General features: G+C 72.7%; 17 protein-coding genes. 10 read left to right on the top strand and 7 right to left on the bottom strand.

Features of this window, described 5'->3' with window-relative positions; translation table 11 throughout:
* The first annotated feature begins 32 nt into the window (after positions 1-32).
* Together glyA and E7744_RS11525 are read left to right on the top strand one after the other, a co-directional pair.
* Complete coding sequence (gene glyA, locus E7744_RS11530; protein ID WP_137774237.1) at positions 33-1328, top strand: serine hydroxymethyltransferase; 1296 nt, start codon at positions 33-35, stop codon at positions 1326-1328.
* Between the two features lie 69 nt (positions 1329-1397).
* Positions 1398-2297, top strand: coding sequence for a bifunctional methylenetetrahydrofolate dehydrogenase/methenyltetrahydrofolate cyclohydrolase (locus E7744_RS11525; protein WP_137774236.1), 900 nt, complete (start codon positions 1398-1400; stop codon positions 2295-2297).
* Between the two features lie 132 nt (positions 2298-2429).
* Here E7744_RS11525 and E7744_RS11520 read toward each other — a convergent pair whose 3' ends face one another.
* Complete coding sequence (locus E7744_RS11520; protein WP_137774235.1) at positions 2430-3836, bottom strand: MFS transporter; 1407 nt, start codon at positions 3834-3836, stop codon at positions 2430-2432.
* Positions 3837-3978: 142 nt separating this feature from the next.
* On the opposite strand from E7744_RS11520, the gene E7744_RS11515 reads away from it, so the two are divergent.
* Together E7744_RS11515 and E7744_RS16605 are read left to right on the top strand one after the other, a co-directional pair.
* Entirely contained in the window at positions 3979-5145 is a 1167-nt protein-coding gene (locus E7744_RS11515; RefSeq protein ID WP_246858425.1) for an ABC transporter ATP-binding protein, read from the top strand.
* A complete protein-coding gene (locus E7744_RS16605) occupies positions 5138-7027 on the top strand; it encodes an ABC transporter permease (RefSeq protein ID WP_137774234.1) in 1890 nt (629 codons plus the stop codon). The genes E7744_RS11515 and E7744_RS16605 overlap by 8 nt, the downstream gene beginning before the upstream one ends.
* Before the next feature lie 41 nt (positions 7028-7068).
* Here E7744_RS16605 and E7744_RS11505 read toward each other — a convergent pair whose 3' ends face one another.
* On the bottom strand, positions 7069-8658 hold the full coding sequence (locus E7744_RS11505) for an MFS transporter (protein WP_168199701.1): 1590 nt from the start codon (positions 8656-8658) through the stop codon (positions 7069-7071).
* Positions 8655-9977 carry an MFS transporter gene (locus tag E7744_RS11500; protein ID WP_168199810.1) on the bottom strand — a complete coding sequence of 441 codons (1323 nt, stop codon included), beginning with the start codon at positions 9975-9977 and terminating at the stop codon, positions 8655-8657. The genes E7744_RS11505 and E7744_RS11500 overlap by 4 nt, the downstream gene beginning before the upstream one ends.
* A 79-nt stretch (positions 9978-10056) precedes the next feature.
* Here E7744_RS11500 and E7744_RS11495 point away from each other — a divergent pair, with 79 nt between their 5' ends.
* From E7744_RS11495 to trpS, 3 genes are all read left to right on the top strand, one after another.
* Complete coding sequence (locus E7744_RS11495; RefSeq protein ID WP_246858424.1) at positions 10057-10650, top strand: hypothetical protein; 594 nt, start codon at positions 10057-10059, stop codon at positions 10648-10650.
* Between the two features lie 165 nt (positions 10651-10815).
* Entirely contained in the window at positions 10816-11622 is an 807-nt protein-coding gene (locus E7744_RS11490) for an exodeoxyribonuclease III (protein ID WP_246858664.1), read from the top strand.
* A gap of 76 nt (positions 11623-11698) precedes the next feature.
* Entirely contained in the window at positions 11699-12790 is a 1092-nt protein-coding gene (gene trpS / locus E7744_RS11485) for a tryptophan--tRNA ligase (protein ID WP_137774231.1), read from the top strand.
* A gap of 125 nt (positions 12791-12915) precedes the next feature.
* Here trpS and E7744_RS11480 read toward each other — a convergent pair whose 3' ends face one another.
* The 4 genes from E7744_RS11480 to sdhC are packed head-to-tail and all read right to left on the bottom strand — an operon-like array spanning position 12916 to position 16440.
* Positions 12916-13704, bottom strand: a complete 789-nt coding sequence (locus E7744_RS11480) for a succinate dehydrogenase iron-sulfur subunit (RefSeq protein WP_137774230.1) — start codon at positions 13702-13704, stop codon at positions 12916-12918.
* A complete protein-coding gene (sdhA, locus tag E7744_RS11475) occupies positions 13704-15491 on the bottom strand; it encodes a succinate dehydrogenase flavoprotein subunit (RefSeq protein WP_137774229.1) in 1788 nt (595 codons plus the stop codon). Before sdhA ends, E7744_RS11480 begins: the two co-directional genes overlap by 1 nt.
* A gap of 52 nt (positions 15492-15543) precedes the next feature.
* Positions 15544-16029, bottom strand: a complete 486-nt coding sequence (locus E7744_RS11470; protein WP_137774228.1) for a succinate dehydrogenase hydrophobic membrane anchor subunit — start codon at positions 16027-16029, stop codon at positions 15544-15546.
* A 3-nt stretch (positions 16030-16032) separates the two neighbouring features.
* Entirely contained in the window at positions 16033-16440 is a 408-nt protein-coding gene (gene sdhC / locus E7744_RS11465) for a succinate dehydrogenase, cytochrome b556 subunit (RefSeq protein WP_137774227.1), read from the bottom strand.
* 214 nt (positions 16441-16654) lie between these two features.
* Between sdhC and E7744_RS11460 the strand changes: the two genes are divergently transcribed.
* The 3 genes from E7744_RS11460 to E7744_RS11450 all read left to right on the top strand — a co-directional run bounded on the left by E7744_RS11460 (position 16655) and on the right by E7744_RS11450 (position 20387).
* Entirely contained in the window at positions 16655-17809 is a 1155-nt protein-coding gene (locus E7744_RS11460) for a mannose-1-phosphate guanylyltransferase (protein ID WP_137774226.1), read from the top strand.
* Between the two features lie 28 nt (positions 17810-17837).
* The gene (locus tag E7744_RS11455; protein ID WP_137774225.1) at positions 17838-19088 is read left to right on the top strand and encodes an amidohydrolase; all 1251 of its coding nucleotides are present in this window, start codon (positions 17838-17840) and stop codon (positions 19086-19088) included.
* Between the two features lie 159 nt (positions 19089-19247).
* Positions 19248-20387, top strand: a complete 1140-nt coding sequence (locus tag E7744_RS11450) for a BMP family protein (RefSeq protein ID WP_137774224.1) — start codon at positions 19248-19250, stop codon at positions 20385-20387.
* Positions 20388-20436: the final 49 nt, after the last annotated feature.

Genomic DNA, 20436 nt, shown 5'->3' with positions numbered 1-20436 from the left:
AAGAATCCGTGACCACGCCAGCAGGAGCCACCGTGACCCAGCCCACCAGCACGACGTCCCAGAACATCAACGTGCGTCCGCTCGCCGATGTCGACCCGGAGATCGCCGCCGTCCTCGAGCAGGAGCTCGGACGCCAGCGGGGGACCCTGGAGATGATCGCCTCGGAGAACTTCGTGCCGCGCGCCATCCTGGAGACCCAGGGCTCCGTGCTGACCAACAAGTACGCCGAGGGGTACCCGGGCCGGCGGTACTACGGCGGCTGCGAGTACGTGGACGTGGCGGAGAACCTCGCCATCGAGCGCGCCAAGTCCCTGTTCGGCGCCGAGCACGCCAACGTCCAGCCGCACGCCGGCGCCCAGGCCAACGTGGCCCTGATGACCGCCCTGATGCAGCCGGGCGACACCCTCATGGGCCTGTCCCTGGCGCACGGCGGGCACCTGACGCACGGCATGAAGCTCAACTTCTCCGGCAAGACCTACAACATCGCTGCCTACGAGGTGGAGCCGGACACCTACCGGATCGACATGGACAAGGTCCGCGAGAAGGCCCTCGCGGAGCGGCCCGCCGTCATCGTGGCCGGCTGGTCCGCCTACACCCGCCAGCTCGACTTCGCCGCCTTCCGCTCGATCGCCGACGAGGTCGGCGCCAAGCTGTGGGTGGATATGGCGCACTTCGCCGGCCTCGTGGCCGCCGGGCTGCACCCGAACCCGGTGCCGCACGCCGACGTGGTGACCTCCACCGTGCACAAGACCCTCGCCGGTCCGCGCTCGGGCTTCATCCTCTCCAAGGACGAGTACCGCAAGAAGATCGACTCGGCGGTGTTCCCCGGCCAGCAGGGCGGGCCCCTCATGCACGCGATCGCGGGCAAGGCCGTGGCGTTCAGGATCGCCGCCTCCGAGGAGTTCGCCGAGCGCCAGCGCCGCACCGTGGAGGGCGCCCAGCTCCTGGCCGAGCGGCTGACCGCGGCGGACGTGGCCGAGCACGGGGTGTCCGTGCTGACCGGCGGCACGGACGTGCACCTGATCCTGGTGGACCTGCGCAACGCCGAGCTGGACGGCCGCCAGGCCGAGGACCTGCTGCACGAGATCGGCATCACGGTGAACCGCAACTCCATCCCGTGGGACCCGCGCCCGCCGATGACGACCTCCGGCCTGCGCATCGGCACCCCCGCGCTGGCCACCCGCGGCTTCGGCGCCACGGAGTTCGCCGAGGTGGCGGACATCATCGCCACCGCGCTGAAGCCCTCCCCGGACGCGGACGCCCTCAAGGCCCGCGTGCAGAGGCTCGCCGAGGACTTCCCGCTCTACGACGGCCTCGAGCAGTGGTGACCGCGCCCGCGGCCCCCACGACGACCGGTACCCTCCCCGCCCACCCCCGCAAGGAAGCGTGATCGCCCCATGACCGCACAGACCCTCGACGGCCGCGCCACGGCCGCGGACATCAAGCAGGACCTCGCCCGCCGGGTGGAGGTGCTGCGCGGGCAGGGCATCGTGCCCGGCCTCGGCACCATCCTCGTGGGCGAGGACCCCGGCTCGCAGTCGTACGTGGCGGGCAAGCACCGCGACTGCGCCGAGGTGGGCGTCGCCTCGATCCGCAAGGACCTGCCGGCCTCCACCACGGAGGAGGAGCTGCTCGCCGTGATCGACGAGCTCAACCGGGACGAGGCCTGCACCGGCTACATCGTGCAGCTGCCGCTGCCCAAGCACATCGACACGGACCGCGTGCTGGAGGCGATCGACCCCGACAAGGACGCCGACGGCCTGCACCCGATGAACCTGGGCCGCCTCGTGGCCTCGGTGGGCGGCGAGCTCGACTCCCCGCTGCCGTGCACGCCCAAGGGCTGCGTGGAGCTGCTGAGGCACTACGGGATCGACCTCGACGGCAAGCTCGTCCTCGTCATCGGCCGCGGCGTGACCATCGGCCGCCCGGCCGGGCTCGTGCTGACCCGCCGGGACGTCAACGCCACCGTGGTGCTGGCCCACACCGGGACGAAGGACCTCAAGGCCGAGCTGGCCCGGGCCGACGTCATCATCGCCGCGGCCGGCGTGGCGCACATGGTCTCCCCGGAGGACGTCAAGGAGGGCGTGGTCGTCCTCGACGTCGGCGTCTCCCGCGTGGAGGGCGCCGACGGCAAGGCGCGCATCACCGGCGACGTGGACCCCGCGGTGGCCGAGAAGGCCGCCTGGATGGCCCCGAACCCGGGCGGCGTGGGCCCCATGACCCGCGTCATGCTGCTGGCCAACGTCGTCGAGGCCGCCGAGCGCCAGGCCGCCGGACGCCAGGCCGCCCAGGCCTGAGCGTCCCGCCGGCGCACCCGGCACGGAACGGCAGGAGGCCGGTCCACCCCGCGGGGTGGACCGGCCTCCTGCCGTAGGGGGAGCCTGCCCGGGCGCCCGGCCGGGAGCGAGGCGCACGCCCGGGCGTCGGGGTCAGGCGGAGACCCGCTCGTGCCGCGGGCGGGCGGGGCCGAACACCGTGGCGCCGGTCTCCTGCTCGGCCTGGTTGCGGATGGACAGGTCGATGCCGCGGCGGTCCCGCACCAGGCTGACGGCCGCGAACGCGAGGACGACCGTGACCAGCAGGTAGGCCGAGATGGCCGTGGACCCACCGGTGCGCTCCAGCAGGGCCTGGGCGATCATCGGGGCGAAGGCACCGCCCAGGATGGCCCCGATGGCGTAGGAGATGGAGACCCCGGAGAAGCGCACGGAGGCCGGGAACAGCTCCGAGTACAGCGCCGCCTGCGGGCCGTAGGTCAGCCCGGTGCCGATGCACACGAGGAACAGGGCGAGGTAGAGCATGCCGATCTCGCCCGTGTCGATCAGCCAGAACAGCGGGAACACGGTCAGCGCGAGCCACGCGTAGCCGATCTGGTAGGTGGGCTTGCGGCCGATCCGGTCCGAGAGGATGCCCGCGCCCAGCGTGGAGCAGAACCACACGGCCGCGCCGAAGGTCATGGCCACCAGCACGGCGGTCGGCTCCATGCCGACCCCCTCGCCGGTGGCGTAGGCGGGGATGAAGCCGCCCGTGGACATGTAGCCCACCGCGTTGTTGCCCACGAAGACCAGGGCGGCCAGGACGACGAGCGCCCAGTACCTGCGGAACAGCTCCACCACGGGGACGGACTCGCGCTCCTTGGCCTCGGCGATCTCCTGGAAGATCGGCGACTCGTCCACGGCGATGCGCACGAGGTAGCCGAGGACGATCAGCACGATGGAGCCGAGGAACGGCACGCGCCAGCCCCACTCGACGAAGGCCTCGCCCGGGGAGACGATGCCGGTCATCAGGGCGGTGACGCCCGTGGCCAGCAGCATGCCCAGCGGCACGCCGAGCTGCGGGAAGGCGCCGGCCAGGCCGCGGCGGCGCGGCTCGGCGTGCTCCACGGCCATCAGCACCGCGCCGCCCCACTCGCCGCCGGCGGAGATGCCCTGCAGCACGCGCAGCACCAGCAGCAGCAGCGGGGCGGCGAGGCCGATCGACTGGTGGGTGGGCAGCACGCCGATGAGCGTGGTGGCCCCGCCCATCATCACCAGCGTGACGACGAGGATGACGCGGCGGCCGAGCTTGTCCCCGTAGTGACCGGCGAGGAACGCGCCGAGGGGGCGGAACAGGAAGGAGATGCCGACCGAGGCGAAGGTGACGACCTGCGCGAAGCCCGCGCCGGCGGGGGCGAAGAAGAGGTCGCGGAACACGAGCCCGGCGATCGTGGCGTAGATGAAGAAGTCGTACCACTCGATGGTGGTGCCCACGAGGGTGGCCGCGGCGACGCGCCGCTGGTTGGCCCGGGAGCCCTGCGTCGTCCTGGCTGTCGTCGTGGCTGTCGTACTGGGTGTCGTCACGTCTGGGTACCTCTACGGGGTCGTCGGGGGATCGGTTCTGTCCGGTGGGGCCGGGGGCCCGCGGCGGGGGCCTCGTGTGACCCAGCGCACCGCTCCATGGATCGTATATGATTTCTCCCGCCCCTGCTGAGACGCCCACCACATGACGTCCGTCACCTCGGGGCTGCCCCGGGACTACCTGCGGCGCCGCGGCTGGACTAGGCTCACGCCGGTGGACTCCAGTGGGACGGATCACGTGTGCGCGGGGGAGCGGCTCCCCGCCGCGGACGGTCGCGCCCCCGTCCCCGACGGCGCCCCGGCGCCCGTCCCCGGCGCCTCCGGCCGGCCGGCCGGCCGCCGTCGGGAGCCCGGGCCGCCGGTCATCGAGGCCCGGGGGCTGACCAAGCGCTACGGGGAGTTCGCGGCCGTGGACGGCATCGACTTCGCGGTGCGGCCGGGGGAGTCCTTCGGCCTGCTCGGGCCGAACGGCGCGGGCAAGTCCACCACGATGCGGATGATCGGCGGTGTCTCCCAGCGCACGGCGGGGCAGCTGTCCATCATGGGCCTGGACCCGGAGCGCCACGGCCCCGAGGTCCGCGCGCACCTGGGCGTGGTGCCGCAGCAGGACAACCTGGACGAGGAGCTCACGGTCCGGGACAACCTCATCGTCTACGGCCGCTACTTCGGCCTGCCGTTCTCCTACCTGCGGCCCAAGTCGCTCGAGCTGCTGGAGTTCGCGCAGCTCACCGAGAAGGCCGACGCCAAGGTGGACGACCTCTCCGGCGGCATGAAGCGCCGGCTGGTGATCGCCCGGGCGCTCATCAACGACCCGGGCATCCTCATGCTGGACGAGCCGACGACCGGGCTGGACCCCCAGGCGCGGCACATCCTCTGGGACCGGCTGTTCCGGCTCAAGGAGCGCGGCACCACGCTCGTGCTGACCACCCACTACATGGACGAGGCCGAGCAGCTGTGCGACCGGCTGATCGTGGTGGACCGCGGCCGGATCATGGCGGAGGGGTCCCCGGCGCAGCTGATCCGCCGGCACTCCAGCCGGGAGGTGCTCGAGGTGCGCTTCGGCGCGGACCGCAACGCCGCCGTGGCCGCCCGCCTCGAGCGGGAGCTCGCGGGGCGGACCACGGGCGCCGGGGCCCCGCTGGCCGAGCGGATCGAGGCACTGCCGGACCGCGTGCTGGTCTACGCCGGGGACGGCGAGGCCGCGCTCGAGGCGGTCACGGGCCTGGGCCTGCAGCCGATCACCTCGCTCGTGCGCCGGTCCTCCCTGGAGGACGTGTTCCTCACCCTCACGGGCCGGAGCCTCATTGACTGACGGACACGCCCGTCCCGGCGACGGCCCCGGCGCCCCGGGCGCGCGCGGCGCCGGGCAGGCGCCCGTGGACACCGCCAGCCCCGCCGACGCCGCGCCGGGGGAGGCGGCCCCGGGGCTGCCCGTGCCGTTCCCGCCGGCCGTCGCGGCGGCCCGGGCCCGCCGGCACGGCACGTGGTACTACGCCGAGCACTACCTGCGCAGCATGCGCCGGTACGGCCCCGTGATCGTCGTCGGCGCCGTGGGCGAGCCGCTCGTCTACCTGCTCGCCATGGGCCTCGGGCTGGCCACCCTGATCGACGCCGGCCCGGAGGCCCTCGGCGTGGACTACCTCGCCTTCGTGGCCCCGGCCCTGCTGGCCGCCGGCACGCTCATGGCCGCCTCGATGGAGTTCACCTACCCGGTGATGGACGGGTTCAAGTGGCACCGGATCTACTACGGGCCCCAGGCCAGCCCGTTGCAGCCGCACCAGGTCGCGGGCGGGCACGTGCTGGCGGTGACCCTGCGCTTCGTGGTGCAGTCGGCGCTGTTCCTGGGCATCATGGTCGCCTTCGGCGCCGTCTCCAGCCCGTGGGCGTGGCTGCAGGTCGTCACGGCCACGCTCGGCGGGCTGGCCATCGGCCTGCCCGTGATGGCCTTCGCGGCGACCGTGCGCCGCGAGGCGGGCCAGTTCGCGCTGCTGCAGCGGTTCCTCATCATGCCGCTGTTCCTGTTCTCGGCCACGTTCTACCCCCTCGACGCCCTGCCCGCCGGGCTGCACTGGATCGGGTGGATCTCCCCGCAGTGGCACGCCGCCCAGCTGGGCCGGGTGGCCTCCTACGGCATGGCGAACCCCGCGTGGCTGACCGCGGTGCACGTCGGCTACCTCGCCGTGCTGGCCGCCGTGGGCTGGGCGCTCGCGCGGCGCGCCTACACGCGGCGCCTGGGCTGGGTGCCCGGGTCCCCGGACCGGGACGCCGTGGTGCCCGCCGGGCGCGGGGCCCGACGGCGGCGCGGTCCCGGGGCCCCGGACGAGGGGGCTGCGGGGACGGGCGCGGGGACGGGCGCCGGGCCGGCACCGGCCGCCGTCGTGCCGCCGATGCCCCCGGTGACCGTCCGGACGGGCGTGGCGGCGGGGATGTACGCGGGCCGCGTGCGGATGGTCGTCGAGCGCGGTCTGCGGGCCCTGAGGACCTCGAACTGGGCCGTGTTCGTGTCCGGCTTCTTCGAGCCGGTGCTGTACCTGATGAGCCTCGGCCTGGGCCTCGGCGCGCTCGTGGGCACGGTGGAGGGCCCCGCGGGGCCGGTGGGCTACGGCGAGTACATCGCCCCGGCGCTGCTGGCCGTCTCCGCGATGAACGGCGCGGTGTACGACTCCACCTGGAACGTGTTCTTCAAGATGAAGCTGTCCAAGGTGTACCAGTCCATGCTCAACACCTCGCTCGGGCCGCTGGACGTGGCGCTGGGCGAGATCACGCTCGCGCTGATGCGCGGGGGACTGTACGCGGTGGCGTTCCTGGCCGTCACCGCCGCGCTCGGGCTGGTGACGAGCTGGTGGGCGGTGCTGCTGGTCCCGGCCGCGGTGCTCATCGCCTTCGCCTTCGCGGCCCTGGGCATGGCCGTCACCAGCTACCTGGACCGGTTCCAGCAGATGGACTGGATCATGCTCGTGCTGATGCCGATGTTCCTGTTCTCGGCGACCTTCTACCCGTTGTCCGTGTACCCCGGTCCGGTGCAGTGGGTGATCCAGGCGCTGCCGCTGTGGCACGGCGTGGAGCTGCTGCGGCAGGTCGGGGCAGGGGTGTTCACGGCGGGGACGGCGGTGCACGTGCTGTACTTCGCGGTGATGACCGTGCTGGGGTTGCTGTTCACCGCCCACCGGCTCCGGGCGCTGTTCCTGCGCTGAGCCGGTCCGGCTCCCGACCCGGGGTGGGCCGGGCCGGGACCTCAGTCCTCGAGCGTGAGCGAGCCGCCGCGGTGGCGGCGGCGGAGGTCGAGCAGGGCGGCCGAGAGCATGAGCAGCCAGGACGCCGCCACCACGATGAGCGCGACGTGCGCCGCGTTCGCGTAGGCCAGCTGGTGGCCGAGCTGGTCCACGCCCGCCCCGGGCACCGCGGCCGGGCCTGCCCCGCCGGGGCCCTGCACCCCGGCACCCGCACCGGCGGGCCCGGCGGCGGCGCCCCGGTCGCCGTCGGGAGCGCCGGCGACGACCCCGTAGAAGACCCCCGTGACGGCCGCGAGCCCGATGGCCGTGAGCACGCGCTGGGCGGTCTGGGACACGCCACCGGCGGTCCCGGCCGCCCGCACCGGGACGTCGTGCATGGTGAGCACCTGGGCGCTGGTCATCAGCAGGGCCTGCGCCGGGCCCAGCAGTCCCAGGGCCGCGGCCAGCGTCCAGAAAGGCCAGTCCTCGCGGGCGATGAGCTCCAGGCTCACGCCGACCGCGGCCAGGGCCACGAGGGAGAGCGCGGCGCCCCACACCAGGAAGACCGGTCCGCGGCGGTGGACCCGGGCCCCGGCGATCGGGGACAGGACGGTGACCAGCACGGCGGAGGGCAGGGAGGCGAGCCCGGCCGCCAGGGCGGACAGCCCGAGGCCCTGCTGCGTGAACACCGCCTGGATGACCCACACGCCGGGCATCGTGGCCAGGAACAGGGCGGAGACGACCGTGCCGAACGTGAACGAGGGGATCCGGAACAGGTCCGGGTCCACCATGGGGCCGGGACCGTGGGGGACCGAGCGCTCCTTGACGCGGCGCTCCCAGCGCCACCACGCCCACAGCACCAGCGCCGCGGGCAGCAGCAGCAGCCACGTCCCCGGCACGATGAACGGCACCATGACGGCCAGCACGCCCGCCGCGAGCAGCCCCGCGCCGCCCAGGTCCAGGGCGGCCAGCGACCGGGGGGTGTCCCGGGCGGGGTCCCGCCGCGGCGGGCGCAGCCACCGCACGGCCAGGACGGCGGCCAGCAGCCCGATGGGGACGTTGATGAGGAACGTCCACCGCCAGCCCCACTCGGGGCCGATCCCGGCCAGCAGCAGGCCGCCCAGCAGGGGACCGACCGCCACGCCGAGCCCGATGACCGTGCCGAACAGCCCGTAGGCCCGGCCCCGGGCCCGGCCCTGGAAGACGTTCTGGATGATCCCCACGATCTGCGGGTTCAGCAGCCCGGAGCCGAGGCCCGTCAGCAGCCGGGCGAGGTTGAGCACCAGCGGGGTGCCGGCCAGCCCGGAGACGAGGGACCCGAGGGTGAACAGCAGGATCCCGGCCACGAAGAACGCCTTGCGCCCCCACAGGTCCCCGGCCCGGCCCGCGGCCACGAGGACCACGCCGAAGGACAGCGTGTAGCCGGCCAGGACCCACTGGAGGTCGGCGGAGGTGGCCTCGAGGCCCGCCTGGATGGCGGGCAGCGCCACGTTGACGATGCTCACGCTCATGAGGGACAGGAACAGGGGCACCAGCAGCACGGTGAGCACGCGGGCCCCGCCGGGCGGGAAGCCGGCGGCGCTCGCGGGACCCGGCGCCGGGGCCGGGCTCACGCGGCCGCCCCGGCGCGCGCGGGGGCCCGGCGCAGCGCGCGGCCCTGGACGAGCCAGTACACCGGCACGAGGGCGAGCAGGAACCCGGCGAGGGACCAGTACAGGACGGCCGTGCCGTGGGCCTGGACGAGCACCCCGGCCAGCAGCGGTCCCAGGCCCATGCCGGCGTCGATGCCCAGGAAGTAGGTGGAGGCGCCCATGCCCGCGCGCTCGCGGGGGACCCGCGTGACGCTGATGACCTGTCCGCCGGACTGCAGCTGCCCGTAGCCGAGGCCCACCAGCACGGCGGCCACGAGCAGCACCGTCACGTCCGGGGCCGCGGCGATCGCGGCCAGGCCCGCCGCGAAGAGCACGAAGGCCGGCAGCATCACCACGTTGGCGCCGCGGCGGTCCATGAGCGTCCCGGTGGCCAGCCGGGACAGCAGCACCGTGGCGGCGTAGACGGCGAAGAACAGGCCCGCCGCGGCGCCGAAGCCGCGCTCCAGCACGAGGGCGGCCAGGAACGTGACGATGCCCGCGTAGCCGATGGAGTACAGCAGGCCGATGACGGCCGTGGGCACCGCCGTCGGCTCCACGAACCGCGCCCACCCCCGGCGGCGCGGCGCGGCGCCCGGCACGCCACGCGTCGAGGTGCCCGGCACGGCACCCGCCGCGGCGCCGGGGTCCGGTGCGGCCCCCGCGGCGGGCCCGGGGGCCCGGACCGGGCCCGGGGCGCGCAGGTCCAGGGCCAGCGCGATCACGAGGCCCAGCAGGGAGACCGCCGAGGCCGTGACGGCGATGACGCCGAAGTCCGTCCCGGACAGGGCCAGGCCGACCAGCGGTCCCGCCGCGACGCCGATGAGGGTGGAGGAGGCGTAGTGGCTGGTGCCCTCCGAGATCCGGCTGCCGGGCAGGCCGGCGACGGCCGCGCCCACGATGACGGTGGAGCCCAGGCCGAAGGCCATGCCGTGCACGGCCCGCAGCGCGAGCAGCGTCCACGCCGAGCCCGAGGCCCAGTACAGCAGCGGGGCCACCACGAAGGCCGCGAAGGCCACGAGCAGCAGGGCCCGGGCCCCGAAGCGCTCGATGAGCGGGCCGGCGAAGAAGCGCGAGACGAGCGTGCCGATGAGGAACACGCCCGCCACGGCCCCGCCCACCGAGTCGCCCACGAGGAAGCGGCCGGCCACGTAGCCGGCCACGGTGGCCAGCAGGAAGTGGACGTTGAAGAACATCATGACGTTGGCCAGGCAGGCCAGCACGAACCCGCGGGTCCACAGCCGCGGGCGGCGTCCGGGGGCGGCGGCCGGCCCGGCGGGTGCTGGGGGGATCATGCGGGACATGAGCACCAGCGTAGGCCCGCCGTGGCCTCGCGGCGTCGCCGGGCGCCGGGGGTGTGCCGGGTACGGGATAATAGGTGGCATGCATGCAGTCGAGAGTGGATCCCCCCGTCACAGCGGCGCCCCGGTCGGCCGGGCCCGGGCCTGGGCCGCCAAGGGCAGCGGCGTCACCTTCGCCGTGATGGTGGTCGTGCTGCTGGTCGCCCTGCTGTTCGCGGCCAACCAGAACGACGTCATCGGCTGGCTGCTCGTCATCATCGCCGCCGGCTGGCTCGTGCTGGCCGTCGTCGTGGTCCTCGGGGTGCGCCGCGGCGCACGCTCCGTGGACCGCCGGATGAAGGACATGTCCGCCTCCCTGGCCCCGCGCCTGTCCGGCGAGCCCGCCCCCCGGGCCGCCGAGCACGCAGCCGCCGACCCGATGCGGGACACGAAGCTGGACCACTCCTTCAAGATCGTGCAGGTGCAGGCCCGGGTGGTCGGCGAGGAGCTCGCCAAGGGCGCCACCGCGGACACCGACATGGTGGCCCGCGCCCTCGAGACGATCCAGATCACCGCGGCCAACGCCCGGGACATGATCAAGGACGCCTCCGGTGCGGGGACCGCGGGACCGGGCCGGCCGTCGTCGGGCACGGGCCGGGAGGCCGGCGGGGCCATCTCCGGAGAGGTCATCAACTGACCGCGCCCGCCCCGGGCCGGACTCCGGGTGGCCGCCGACGGCGATAGTCTGGAGGGCGTGACTTCCGCCGTGACCGACCCGCTCCAGACCGCACCCCAGCCCCCCGCGCAGGAGGCTCCCGCCGCGCTCCACGCCAACGCCAACGCCCCCAAGGCCGACGGCGCGCTGCGCGTGGCCACCGTCAACGTGAACGGCATCCGTGCCGCCCACCGCAAGGGCATGGGCGCCTGGTTCGCCGGCCGCGGCGTGGACGTGCTGACGCTCCAGGAGGTCCGCGCGCCGCGGAAGATCGTCGAGGAGCTGCTCGAGGACATCACCGGTGAGGACTGGCACGTGGTGGAGACCGAGGCCGCGGCCAAGGGCCGGGCCGGCGTGGCGATCGCCACCACCCTCGAGCCGCAGTCCGTCCGCGTGGGCATCGGCGACCCCTACTTCGACGACGCCGGCCGGTGGATCGAGGCCGACCTGCCCGCCCCCGACGGCGGGGTCCTCACGGTCGTCTCGGCCTACGTGCACTCCGGGGAGGTGGGCACCCCGAAGCAGGTGGACAAGTACCGCTTCCTCGAGGAGATGGTCCGGCACCTGCCCGAGCTGCGCGCGGAGAAGGACCACGCGCTCATCACCGGCGACCTCAACGTGGGCCACACCGAGCGGGACATCAAGAACTGGAAGGGCAACGTCAAGAACGCCGGCTTCCTGCCCGAGGAGCGCGCGTACTTCGACCGCTTCTTCGGCGAGGAGATCGGCTACCGGGACGTCCACCGGGACCTCGCCGGGGACGTGCCCGGCCCCTACACGTGGTGGTCCATGCGCGGCAAGGCCTTCGACAACGACAGCGGCTGGCGCATCGACTACCACATGGCCACCCCCGAACTGGCCGCCCGCGCCACCTCCGCCGTGGTGGACCGCGCCCCCAGCTACGACACGCGCTTCTCCGACCACGCCCCGCTCGTGGTCGACTACCAGTTCTGACCCGCCGCCCGCGCACCCCGCCGGCGCCCCGGGCCATCCCGAGCACCCCTGCATCCCCAGCACCCGAGGACCCTCCATGACCGAGACCACCACCCGCCGCACCTCGCCCGCCGACGTCCTGGCCCGGGACACCGCGCCCACCGCCCACCTGGCCGGTGCGGGCACCCGCCACCGCGTCCTGTCCGGCATGCAGCCCTCCGCGGACTCGCTGCACCTGGGCAACTACCTCGGCGCGCTGGTGAACTGGGTCAAGGTCCAGGACGACTTCGACGCCTACTTCTTCATCCCCGACCTGCACGCGATCACGGTGCCCCAGGACCCCGAGTCCATGGTGCGGCGCACGCGGGTGGCGGCCGCGCAGTACATCGCCGCCGGCATCGACCCCGAGCGCTCCACCCTGTTCGTGCAGTCGCAGGTGCCCGAGCACGCCCAGCTCGCCTGGGTGCTGATGTGCATGACCGGGATGGGCGAGGCCCAGCGGATGACCCAGTTCAAGGACAAGGCGGCCAAGCAGGGCGCGGAGGCGGCCGGCGTCGGGCTGTTCGCCTATCCCATGCTGATGGCCGCGGACATCCTGCTGTACCAGCCGCACGGCGTGCCGGTGGGCGACGACCAGCGCCAGCACGTGGAGCTCACGCGGGACCTCGCGCAGCGGTTCAACGCCCGCTACGGGGAGACCTTCGTGGTCCCGGAGGGGTTCTACCCGGTCAACGGCGCGCGGGTGTACGACCTGCAGAACCCGCTGGCGAAGATGTCCAAGTCTGCCGCGTCCCCCAACGGGCTGGTCAACATCCTCGACGCCCCCAAGGTCATCGCCAAGCGGATCAAGTCCGCCGTGACCGACGACGGCACGGAGGTCCGCTTCGACCGCGAGGCCAAGCCGGGGGTGTCCAACCTGCTGTCCATCTACGCCGCCGTCACCGAACGCTCCGTCGCCGAGCTGGAGGAGGCGTACGTGGGCCGGATGTACGGCCACCTGAAGGTGGACCTGGCCGAGGCCGTCGTCGAGCGCCTCGCCCCGATCCGCGAGCGGGCCCTGGAACTCATGGACGACCCGGCCGAGCTGGACCGGCTGCTGGCCCGCGGCGCCGCCAAGGCGCGCGAGGTCGCCTCGCCCGTGCTGGCCGACGTCTACGCCAAGGTCGGGTTCCTGCCGCCGGCGCGCTGAGCGCCCCGGCTCGGCCGCGCGGCGAGCGCCGGGCAAAGCAACAGCCCCCCGGGACGGATCCCGGGGGGCTGTCGCGTGGTCGGTCCGTGGCCGGCGGGCGGGCCGGCCACGGACTCACGAGGACATCAGAAGCTGCCGGCGAGGACCGCCTGCTTCACCTCGGCGATGGCCTTGGTCACCTGGATGCCGCGGGGGCAGGCCTCGGTGCAGTTGAAGGTGGTGCGGCAGCGCCACACGCCCTCCTTGTCGTTGAGGATCTCCAGGCGCAGGTCCCCGGCATCGTCGCGCGAGTCGAAGATGAAGCGGTGCGCGTTGACGATCGCCGCCGGGCCGAAGTACTGGCCGTCGGTCCAGAACACCGGGCACGAGGAGGTGCACGCGGCGCACAGGATGCACTTGGTGGTGTCGTCGAAGCGCTCCCGGTCCTCGGCGGACTGCAGGCGCTCCTTGGTCGGCTCCGCGCCCTTGTTGATCAGGAACGGCATGATCTCGCGGTAGGACTGGAAGAACGGGTCCATGTCCACGATCAGGTCCTTCTCCACCGGCAGGCCCTTGATGGGCTCCACCAGGATGGGCTTGGACAGGTCCAGGTCCTTCAGCAGGGTCTTGCAGGCCAGGCGGTTGCGGCCGTTGATGCGCATGGCATCGGATCCGCACACGCCGTGGGCGCAGGACCGGCGGAAGGACAGCGTGCCGTCCAGGTCCCACTTGACCTTGTGCAGGGCGTCCAGCACGCGGTCCGTGCCGTACATCGTGATCTTCCACTCGTCCCAGTAGGACTCCTCGGTGGACTCCGGCAGGTACCGGCGCACCCGGAGCGTGACGTCGAAGCTCTCGATGGCTCCGGCGCCGCCCTGTTCGCCGAGGGTGACCTTCGAGGGTCCTTCCGCGGGTTCGGTTGCAGTGTGGCTCATCAGTACTTACGCTCCATCGGCTGGTAACGGGTGACGACGACCGGCTTGGTCTCGAAGCGGATGCCCTTGACGCCCTCCATCTCGGAGTCCGGGTCGCGGTAGAGCATGGTGTGCTTCATCCACTCGTCGTCGTTTCGGTCCGGGTAGTCCTCGCGGTAGTGCCCGCCGCGGGACTCCTTGCGGTGCAGGGCCGCCACGGTCATGGCCTCGGCCATGTCCAGCAGGTAGCCCAGCTCGAGGCCCTCGAGCAGGTCCAGGTTGAACCGCTTGCCCTTGTCCTGCACCGAGACGTTCTCGTAGCGGCGGCGCAGGTCCTCGATCTCGGCCAGCGCGCGGCGGATCGACTCGTCGGTGCGGAACACCTGCATGTCGGCGTCCATGACCTCCTGCAGCCGGGCGCGCAGGTCGGCGACGCGCTCGGTGCCGGTGGCGGAGCGCAGGTGCTCGATGTGCTCGATGGTCGGGGCCTCGCCGTTCTCCGGCAGCTCGACGAAGTCGGCGGTCGCGGCGTACTCCGCGGCGTAGATGCCGGCGCGGCGGCCGAAGACGTTGATGTCCAGCAGGGAGTTGGTGCCCAGGCGGTTCGAGCCGTGCACGGACACGCAGGCCACCTCGCCGGCGGCGTACAGGCCGGGGACCACGGTGTCGTTGTCCTGGAGGACCTCGGCCTTGATGTTGGTCGGGATGCCGCCCATGACGTAGTGGCAGGTCGGGAAGACCGGCACCGGCTCGGTGTACGGCTCCACGCCCAGGTAGGTGCGGGCGAACTCGGTGATGTCCGGGAGCTTGGCGTCGATGTGCGCCGGCTCCAGGTGCGTCAGGTCCAGCAGGACGTAGTCCTTGTTCGGGCCGGCGCCGCGGCCCTGGCGGACCTCCTCGGCCATGGAGCGGGCCACGATGTCGCGCGGGGCCAGGTCCTTGATGGTGGGGGCGTAGCGCTCCATGAAGCGCTCACCGTCCGCGTTGCGCAGGATGCCGCCCTCGCCGCGGGCGGCCTCGGAGAGCAGGATGCCCAGGCCGGCCAGGCCGGTCGGGTGGAACTGGATGAACTCCATGTCCTCCAGCGGCAGGCCGTTGCGGTAGGCGATCGCCATGCCGTCACCGGTGAGGGTGTGGGCGTTGGACGTGGTCTTGAAGACCTTGCCGGCGCCGCCGGTGGCGAACACCACGGACTTGGCCTGGAAGACGTGGATCTCGCCGGTGGCGAGCTCGTAGGAGACGACGCCGGCCACGCGCTTCTGGGTGAAGGGGGTGCCGTCCGCGCGGGTGCCCGGCTCGTCCACGAGCAGCAGGTCCAGGACGTAGAACTCGTTGTAGAACTCGACGTCGTGCTTGACGCAGTTCTGGTACAGCGTCTGCAGGATCATGTGGCCGGTGCGGTCGGCGGCGTAGCAGGCGCGGCGGACCGGTGCCTTGCCGTGGTCGCGCGTGTGGCCGCCGAAGCGGCGCTGGTCGATCCGGCCCTCCGGGGTGCGGTTGAACGGCAGGCCCATCTTCTCCAGGTCCAGCACCGCGTCGATGGCCTCCTTGGCCATGACCTCGGCGGCGTCCTGGTCCACCAGGTAGTCACCGCCCTTGACGGTGTCGAAGGTGTGCCACTCCCAGTTGTCCTCCTCCACGTTCGCCAGGGCGGCGCACATGCCGCCCTGCGCGGCCCCCGTGTGGGAGCGGGTGGGGTAGAGCTTGGTCAGCACCGCGGTGCGGGCGCGCTGACCGGCCTCGATCGCCGCGCGCATGCCGGCGCCGCCGGCGCCGACGATCACGACGTCGTACTTGTGTACCTGCATTCGTTGAGTTCTTTCTTCTCGAGAAGTCTCGGGGGTTCGGGTGTCGAGTGCGTCAGAGCGTCTGGCAGAACGCGGGGGAGGACTCGAGCAGGGCGCCGGTGGCGTCCGTGAGGCACGGCTCGAAGGTGAAGATCACCAGGGTGCCCAGCACGATGATGACCGTGGTGGCCGCGTAGAGGACCATCTTGAGCCAGAAGCGCACGCCGTCACGCTCGGCGTAGTCGTTGATGATGGTGCGCACGCCGTTGGTGCCGTGCAGCATGGCCAGCCACAGCAGGGCCAGGTCCCAGAACTGCCAGAACGGGTCCGCCCACTTGCCGGCCACGAAGCCGAAGTCCAGCCCGTTGATGCCGTCGCCGACCATCAGGTTGGAGAACAGGTGCACGAAGATCAGCACGACCAGGACGATGCCGGACAGGCGCATGAACAGCCAGGTCAGCATCTCGAAGTTGCCCGAGCGGCCGCCGTCGCGGGTGTACTTGGGGTCGATGCGCCCGGTGCGGGGCGCGGCGATCGTGGATTCAGCGTTGGCGCTCATGGCTCAGTGACCTCCCAGGGCCAGCATCAGGTGACGGATGGCGAAGGCGGCGACGGTCAGGACCCACAGGACCACGACGGTCCACAGCATCTTCTTGTGGTGGCGGGTCCCGCCCTTCCAGAAGTCGACGAGGATGATCCGCAGGCCGTTGAAGGCGTGGAAGACGATGGCCGCCACGAGGCCCACCTCGCCGACGGCCATCAGCGGGTTCTTGTACGTGCCCAGCACGGCGTTGTACGCCTCCGGGGAGACCCTCACGAGGGAGGTGTCCAGCACGTGGACGAGCAGGAAGAAGAAGATGACGACGCCGGTGATCCGGTGGATCACCCAGGACCACATGCCCTCGTTGCCGCGGTAGAGGGTCCCACGGCCGGTCTTCGCCGGGGCCTGCGCTGATGTCGCAGTAGACACTGTTAAACCTCCCAGGGGATTGCAAGGGCGCCTGTGCCACGTCCGATGCGCACAGAGAAAACGCCGGTGCGAGTGCATTCCTCCTGTCAAGGGTAGTACCTCCGGGCGGGCCCCGCGTGAGTTTTGACGTGGTCCGGAGCGGGTGTGCGGTGCGTCACCCGGCGTGCGGCGGTGGGCGGCGGGCGGGTGCCCGTCGCCTAGGCTGGCCCGTGTGATGACCACACCTGAAGAGCACGGCCTGTCCCGTGCCGGGGACGCGGGCGGACCCGGACTCGACCGCTTCTACGGCGTGATCCCCGCCGGCGGCGTGGGGACCCGCCTCTGGCCCCTGTCCCGCGCCGCGGCCCCCAAGTTCCTGCACGACCTGACCGGCTCGGGCCAGACCCTGATCCGGGCCACCTACGACCGGCTGGCCGGACTGGCCGGGGACCGCGTCATGGTGGTCACCGGCGAGGCCCACCAGGAGGCCGTGTGGCAGCAGCTGCCGGACCTGGACCGGGCGGACATGGTCCTGGAGCCCGAGCCGAAGGACTCCGCGGCCGCGATCGGCCTCGCCGCGGCCATCCTGCACGAGCGGGACCCGGAGACGATCATGGGCTCGTTCGCGGCCGACCAGGTCATCGGCCCCGTGGAGGTCTTCGAGGCCGCCGTGGCCGAGGCCGTGGCGACGGCGGCCACCGGCCGGATCGTGACGATCGGCATCCGGCCCACCCACCCGGCGACCGGCTTCGGCTACATCCGGCAGGGCCGGCCCCTGGACGTGGAGGGCGCGCCGAACGCCAAGGACGTGGCCGCCTTCGTGGAGAAGCCCTCCGCCGAGCTCGCCCGCGAGTACGTGGCCTCCGGGGAGTACCTGTGGAACGCCGGGATGTTCGTGGCGCCGGTGTCCCTGATGCTGCACCACCTGCAGGCCAACGAGCCCGAGCTGCACGCCGGGCTGGTGGAGATCGCCCGGGCCTGGGGCACCGACGCCCAGGACGAGGTGATGCGCCGGGTGTGGCCCGGCCTGAAGAAGACCGCGATCGACTACGCCGTGGCCGAGCCGGCCGCCGCCGCCGGGGACGTGGCCGTCATCCCCGGCCACTTCACGTGGGACGACGTCGGCGACTTCGCCGCGATCGCCCGGCTGAACCCGGCGAGGGACTCCTCCGGGATCACCGTGATCGGCGAGACGCCGCGCGTGTACTCCTCCAAGGCCAGCGGCGTGGTGGTGACCGACACCCAGCGCGTCATCGCGCTGATCGGGGTGGAGGACATCGTGGTGGTGGACACCCCCGACGCCCTGCTGGTGACCACCACGGAGCACGCGCAGTCGGTGAAGCAGGCCGTCGAGTCCCTCAAGGCGCACGGCGACCACGACGTCCTGTAGGGCCCGGCCCGGCGGTAACATCACTGGGATGACCGAGAGCCAGCCCGCCACGGGGAGCCTGCCCGTCCTCGACGACCCCGGACTGCCCCGCGTCGCCCCGCTGGTGGCCCGGATCGAGCCGGACGCGGTGGCGCTGCGGCGGGACCTGCACGCCCACCCCGAGCTGTCCTACGAGGAGCACCGCACCACGGACCGCATCCTCGAGACGCTGTCCGCCGCGGGCCTGTCCCCGGTGCGGCTGGAGGACACGGGCGCGTACGTGGACATCGGCGAGGGCCCGCTCGTGCTGGGACTGCGCGCCGACATCGACGCCCTGCCGCTGCCGGAGCGCACCGGGCTGGCGTACGCCTCCCGCACCGAGGGGGTGGCCCACGCGTGCGGCCACGACGTCCACACCGCGGTCATGGCCGGCACCGCCCTGGCGCTGCACCGGATCGTCTCCGGGGACTCGGGGCTGGGGCTGGACCCCGCGGTCCTGGGCGGTCGGGTCCGGGTGATCTTCCAGCCCGCCGAGGAGCGCCTGCCCGGCGGCTCGCTGTCCGTGATCCGCCAGGGCGTCCTGGAGGGCCTGCCGCGCATCCTCGCGGCGCACTGCGAGCCGCGGTTCGACGTCGGGACCATCGGCACCCGGATCGGCGCCATCACCTCGGCCTCGGACACCATCAAGATCAGCCTCACCGGCCGCGGCGGGCACACCTCGCGCCCGCACGTGACGGAGGACCTCGTCTACGCGCTGGCGGAGATCGCGGTCAACGTCCCGGCCGTGCTGACGCGGCGCATCGACGTGCGCTCGGCCGTCTCGGTCGTCTGGGGGCAGGTGAACGCGGGGGCCGCCCCGAACGCCATCCCCTCGACCGGCTACCTCGCCGGCACCCTGCGCTGCCTCGACGCGGACGTCTGGGAGGCCGCCGGGGACATGCTGGACGAGGTGGTCCAGCAGGTCGCCCGGCCCTTCGGGGTCGAGGTGCACCTCGAGCACGTCCGCGGCGTGCCGCCCGTGGTCAACACCGAGGCGGAGACGGACCTCATCGAGGACGCCGCCCGCTTCGAGCTCGGCTCCCGCTCGATCCAGCTGACCGAGCAGTCGATGGGCGGCGAGGACTTCGCGTGGATGACCCAGCAGGTGCCCGGCGCCATGCTGCGACTGGGCACCCGGACCCCGGGCGGTCCGGTCTACGACCTGCACATGGGCGACTACGCCCCGGACGAGCGGGCGATCGGGGTGGGGATGCGGATCTTCACGGCCGCCGCGCTGCGCGCCCTGGCCGGCGCCCAGTAGCCGCCACCGGGATCTGAAGCGTTTCCTCGCCAGGTTGGATAAACTGGCGGGTAGCTGTCCGCACGAGGGCGCGGACACCGCGGCGAGGGCCCAGGGCCCGGACCGGGACCGGCACGGCCGGCCGCACTGGAGCCCCGTCACCCGCACCGAAGGATCACCATGGGCATTGCCTCCCCCCTGTCCCGCAAGGCACTCCTGCCGGCCGCCGCGCTCGGCCTGTCCGGCCTGCTGCTCTCCGGCTGCGGCGCCGCCCCGTCGGAGGAACCCTCCGGCTCCGCGTCCGGGTCCGCCTCCGGCAGCACCTCCGCCGTCGGCTCGGACAACTCCGACTACACCGGTTGCATCGTCTCGGACGCGGGCGGCTTCGACGACCGCTCCTTCAACCAGTCCTCCTACGAGGGCCTGAAGGCCGCCGAGGAGGAGTTCGGCATCGAGACCCGCGAGGCCCAGTCCACCAGCCCGTCCGACTTCACGCCGAACGTCAACTCCATGCTGCAGGCCGGCTGCGACTCCATCATCGGCGTGGGCTTCCTGCTGGGCGACGCCATCAAGCCGATCGCCCAGGACAACCCGGACACGCACTTCGTGGGCGTGGACGTCACGGACCCGGACTTCCCCGACAACGTCCAGCGCATCATCTACGACACGGCCCAGGCCGCGTTCCTGGCCGGCTACCTCGCCGCCGGGACCACCGAGACCGGCACCGTGGCCACCTACGGCGGCATGGAGATCCCGACCGTCACCATCTTCATGGACGGCTTCGCCGCCGGCGTGGAGTACTACAACGAGCAGAAGGGCGCCGAGGTCGAGGTCCTCGGCTGGGACCGGGACTCGAAGAACGGCTCCTTCACGGGCGACTTCGACAACCAGGCCGCCGGCAAGACCAACACCACGAACTTCATCAACGAGGGCGCGGACATCATCATGCCCGTGGCCGGCCCGGTGGGGCTGGGCACGCTGGACGCCGTCACCGCCGCCAACGCCGGCGGGAAGGACGTCAAGGTCATCTGGGTGGACTCGGACGGCTACGAGACCACCGAGCAGGGCGAGGTCATCCTCACCTCCGTCGTGAAGTACATGGGCGACGCGGTCAAGACCGTCATCGAGTCCGACCTCGCCGGCGAGTTCTCCTCCGACCCCTACGTGGGCACCCTGGAGAACGGCGGCGTGGACCTCGCCCCGTTCCACGACTTCGAGTCGAAGGTCCCCGAGGAGCTGAAGACCGAGCTTGAGGACGTCAAGGCCGGCATCGTCGACGGGTCCATCACGGTGGGCTCGGAGTACTCGCCCGAGTCCTGACCGTCCCCGGTGGGGCGGCCCGCACCGGGCCGCCCCACCGTCCGTCCGT

This window comes from Citricoccus sp. SGAir0253 (assembly GCF_005877055.1).
Lineage (GTDB): Bacteria > Actinomycetota > Actinomycetes > Actinomycetales > Micrococcaceae > Citricoccus.
The sequence above is the reverse complement of the archived record's forward strand: the minus strand, read 5'-3'. Positions and strand labels throughout refer to the sequence as shown.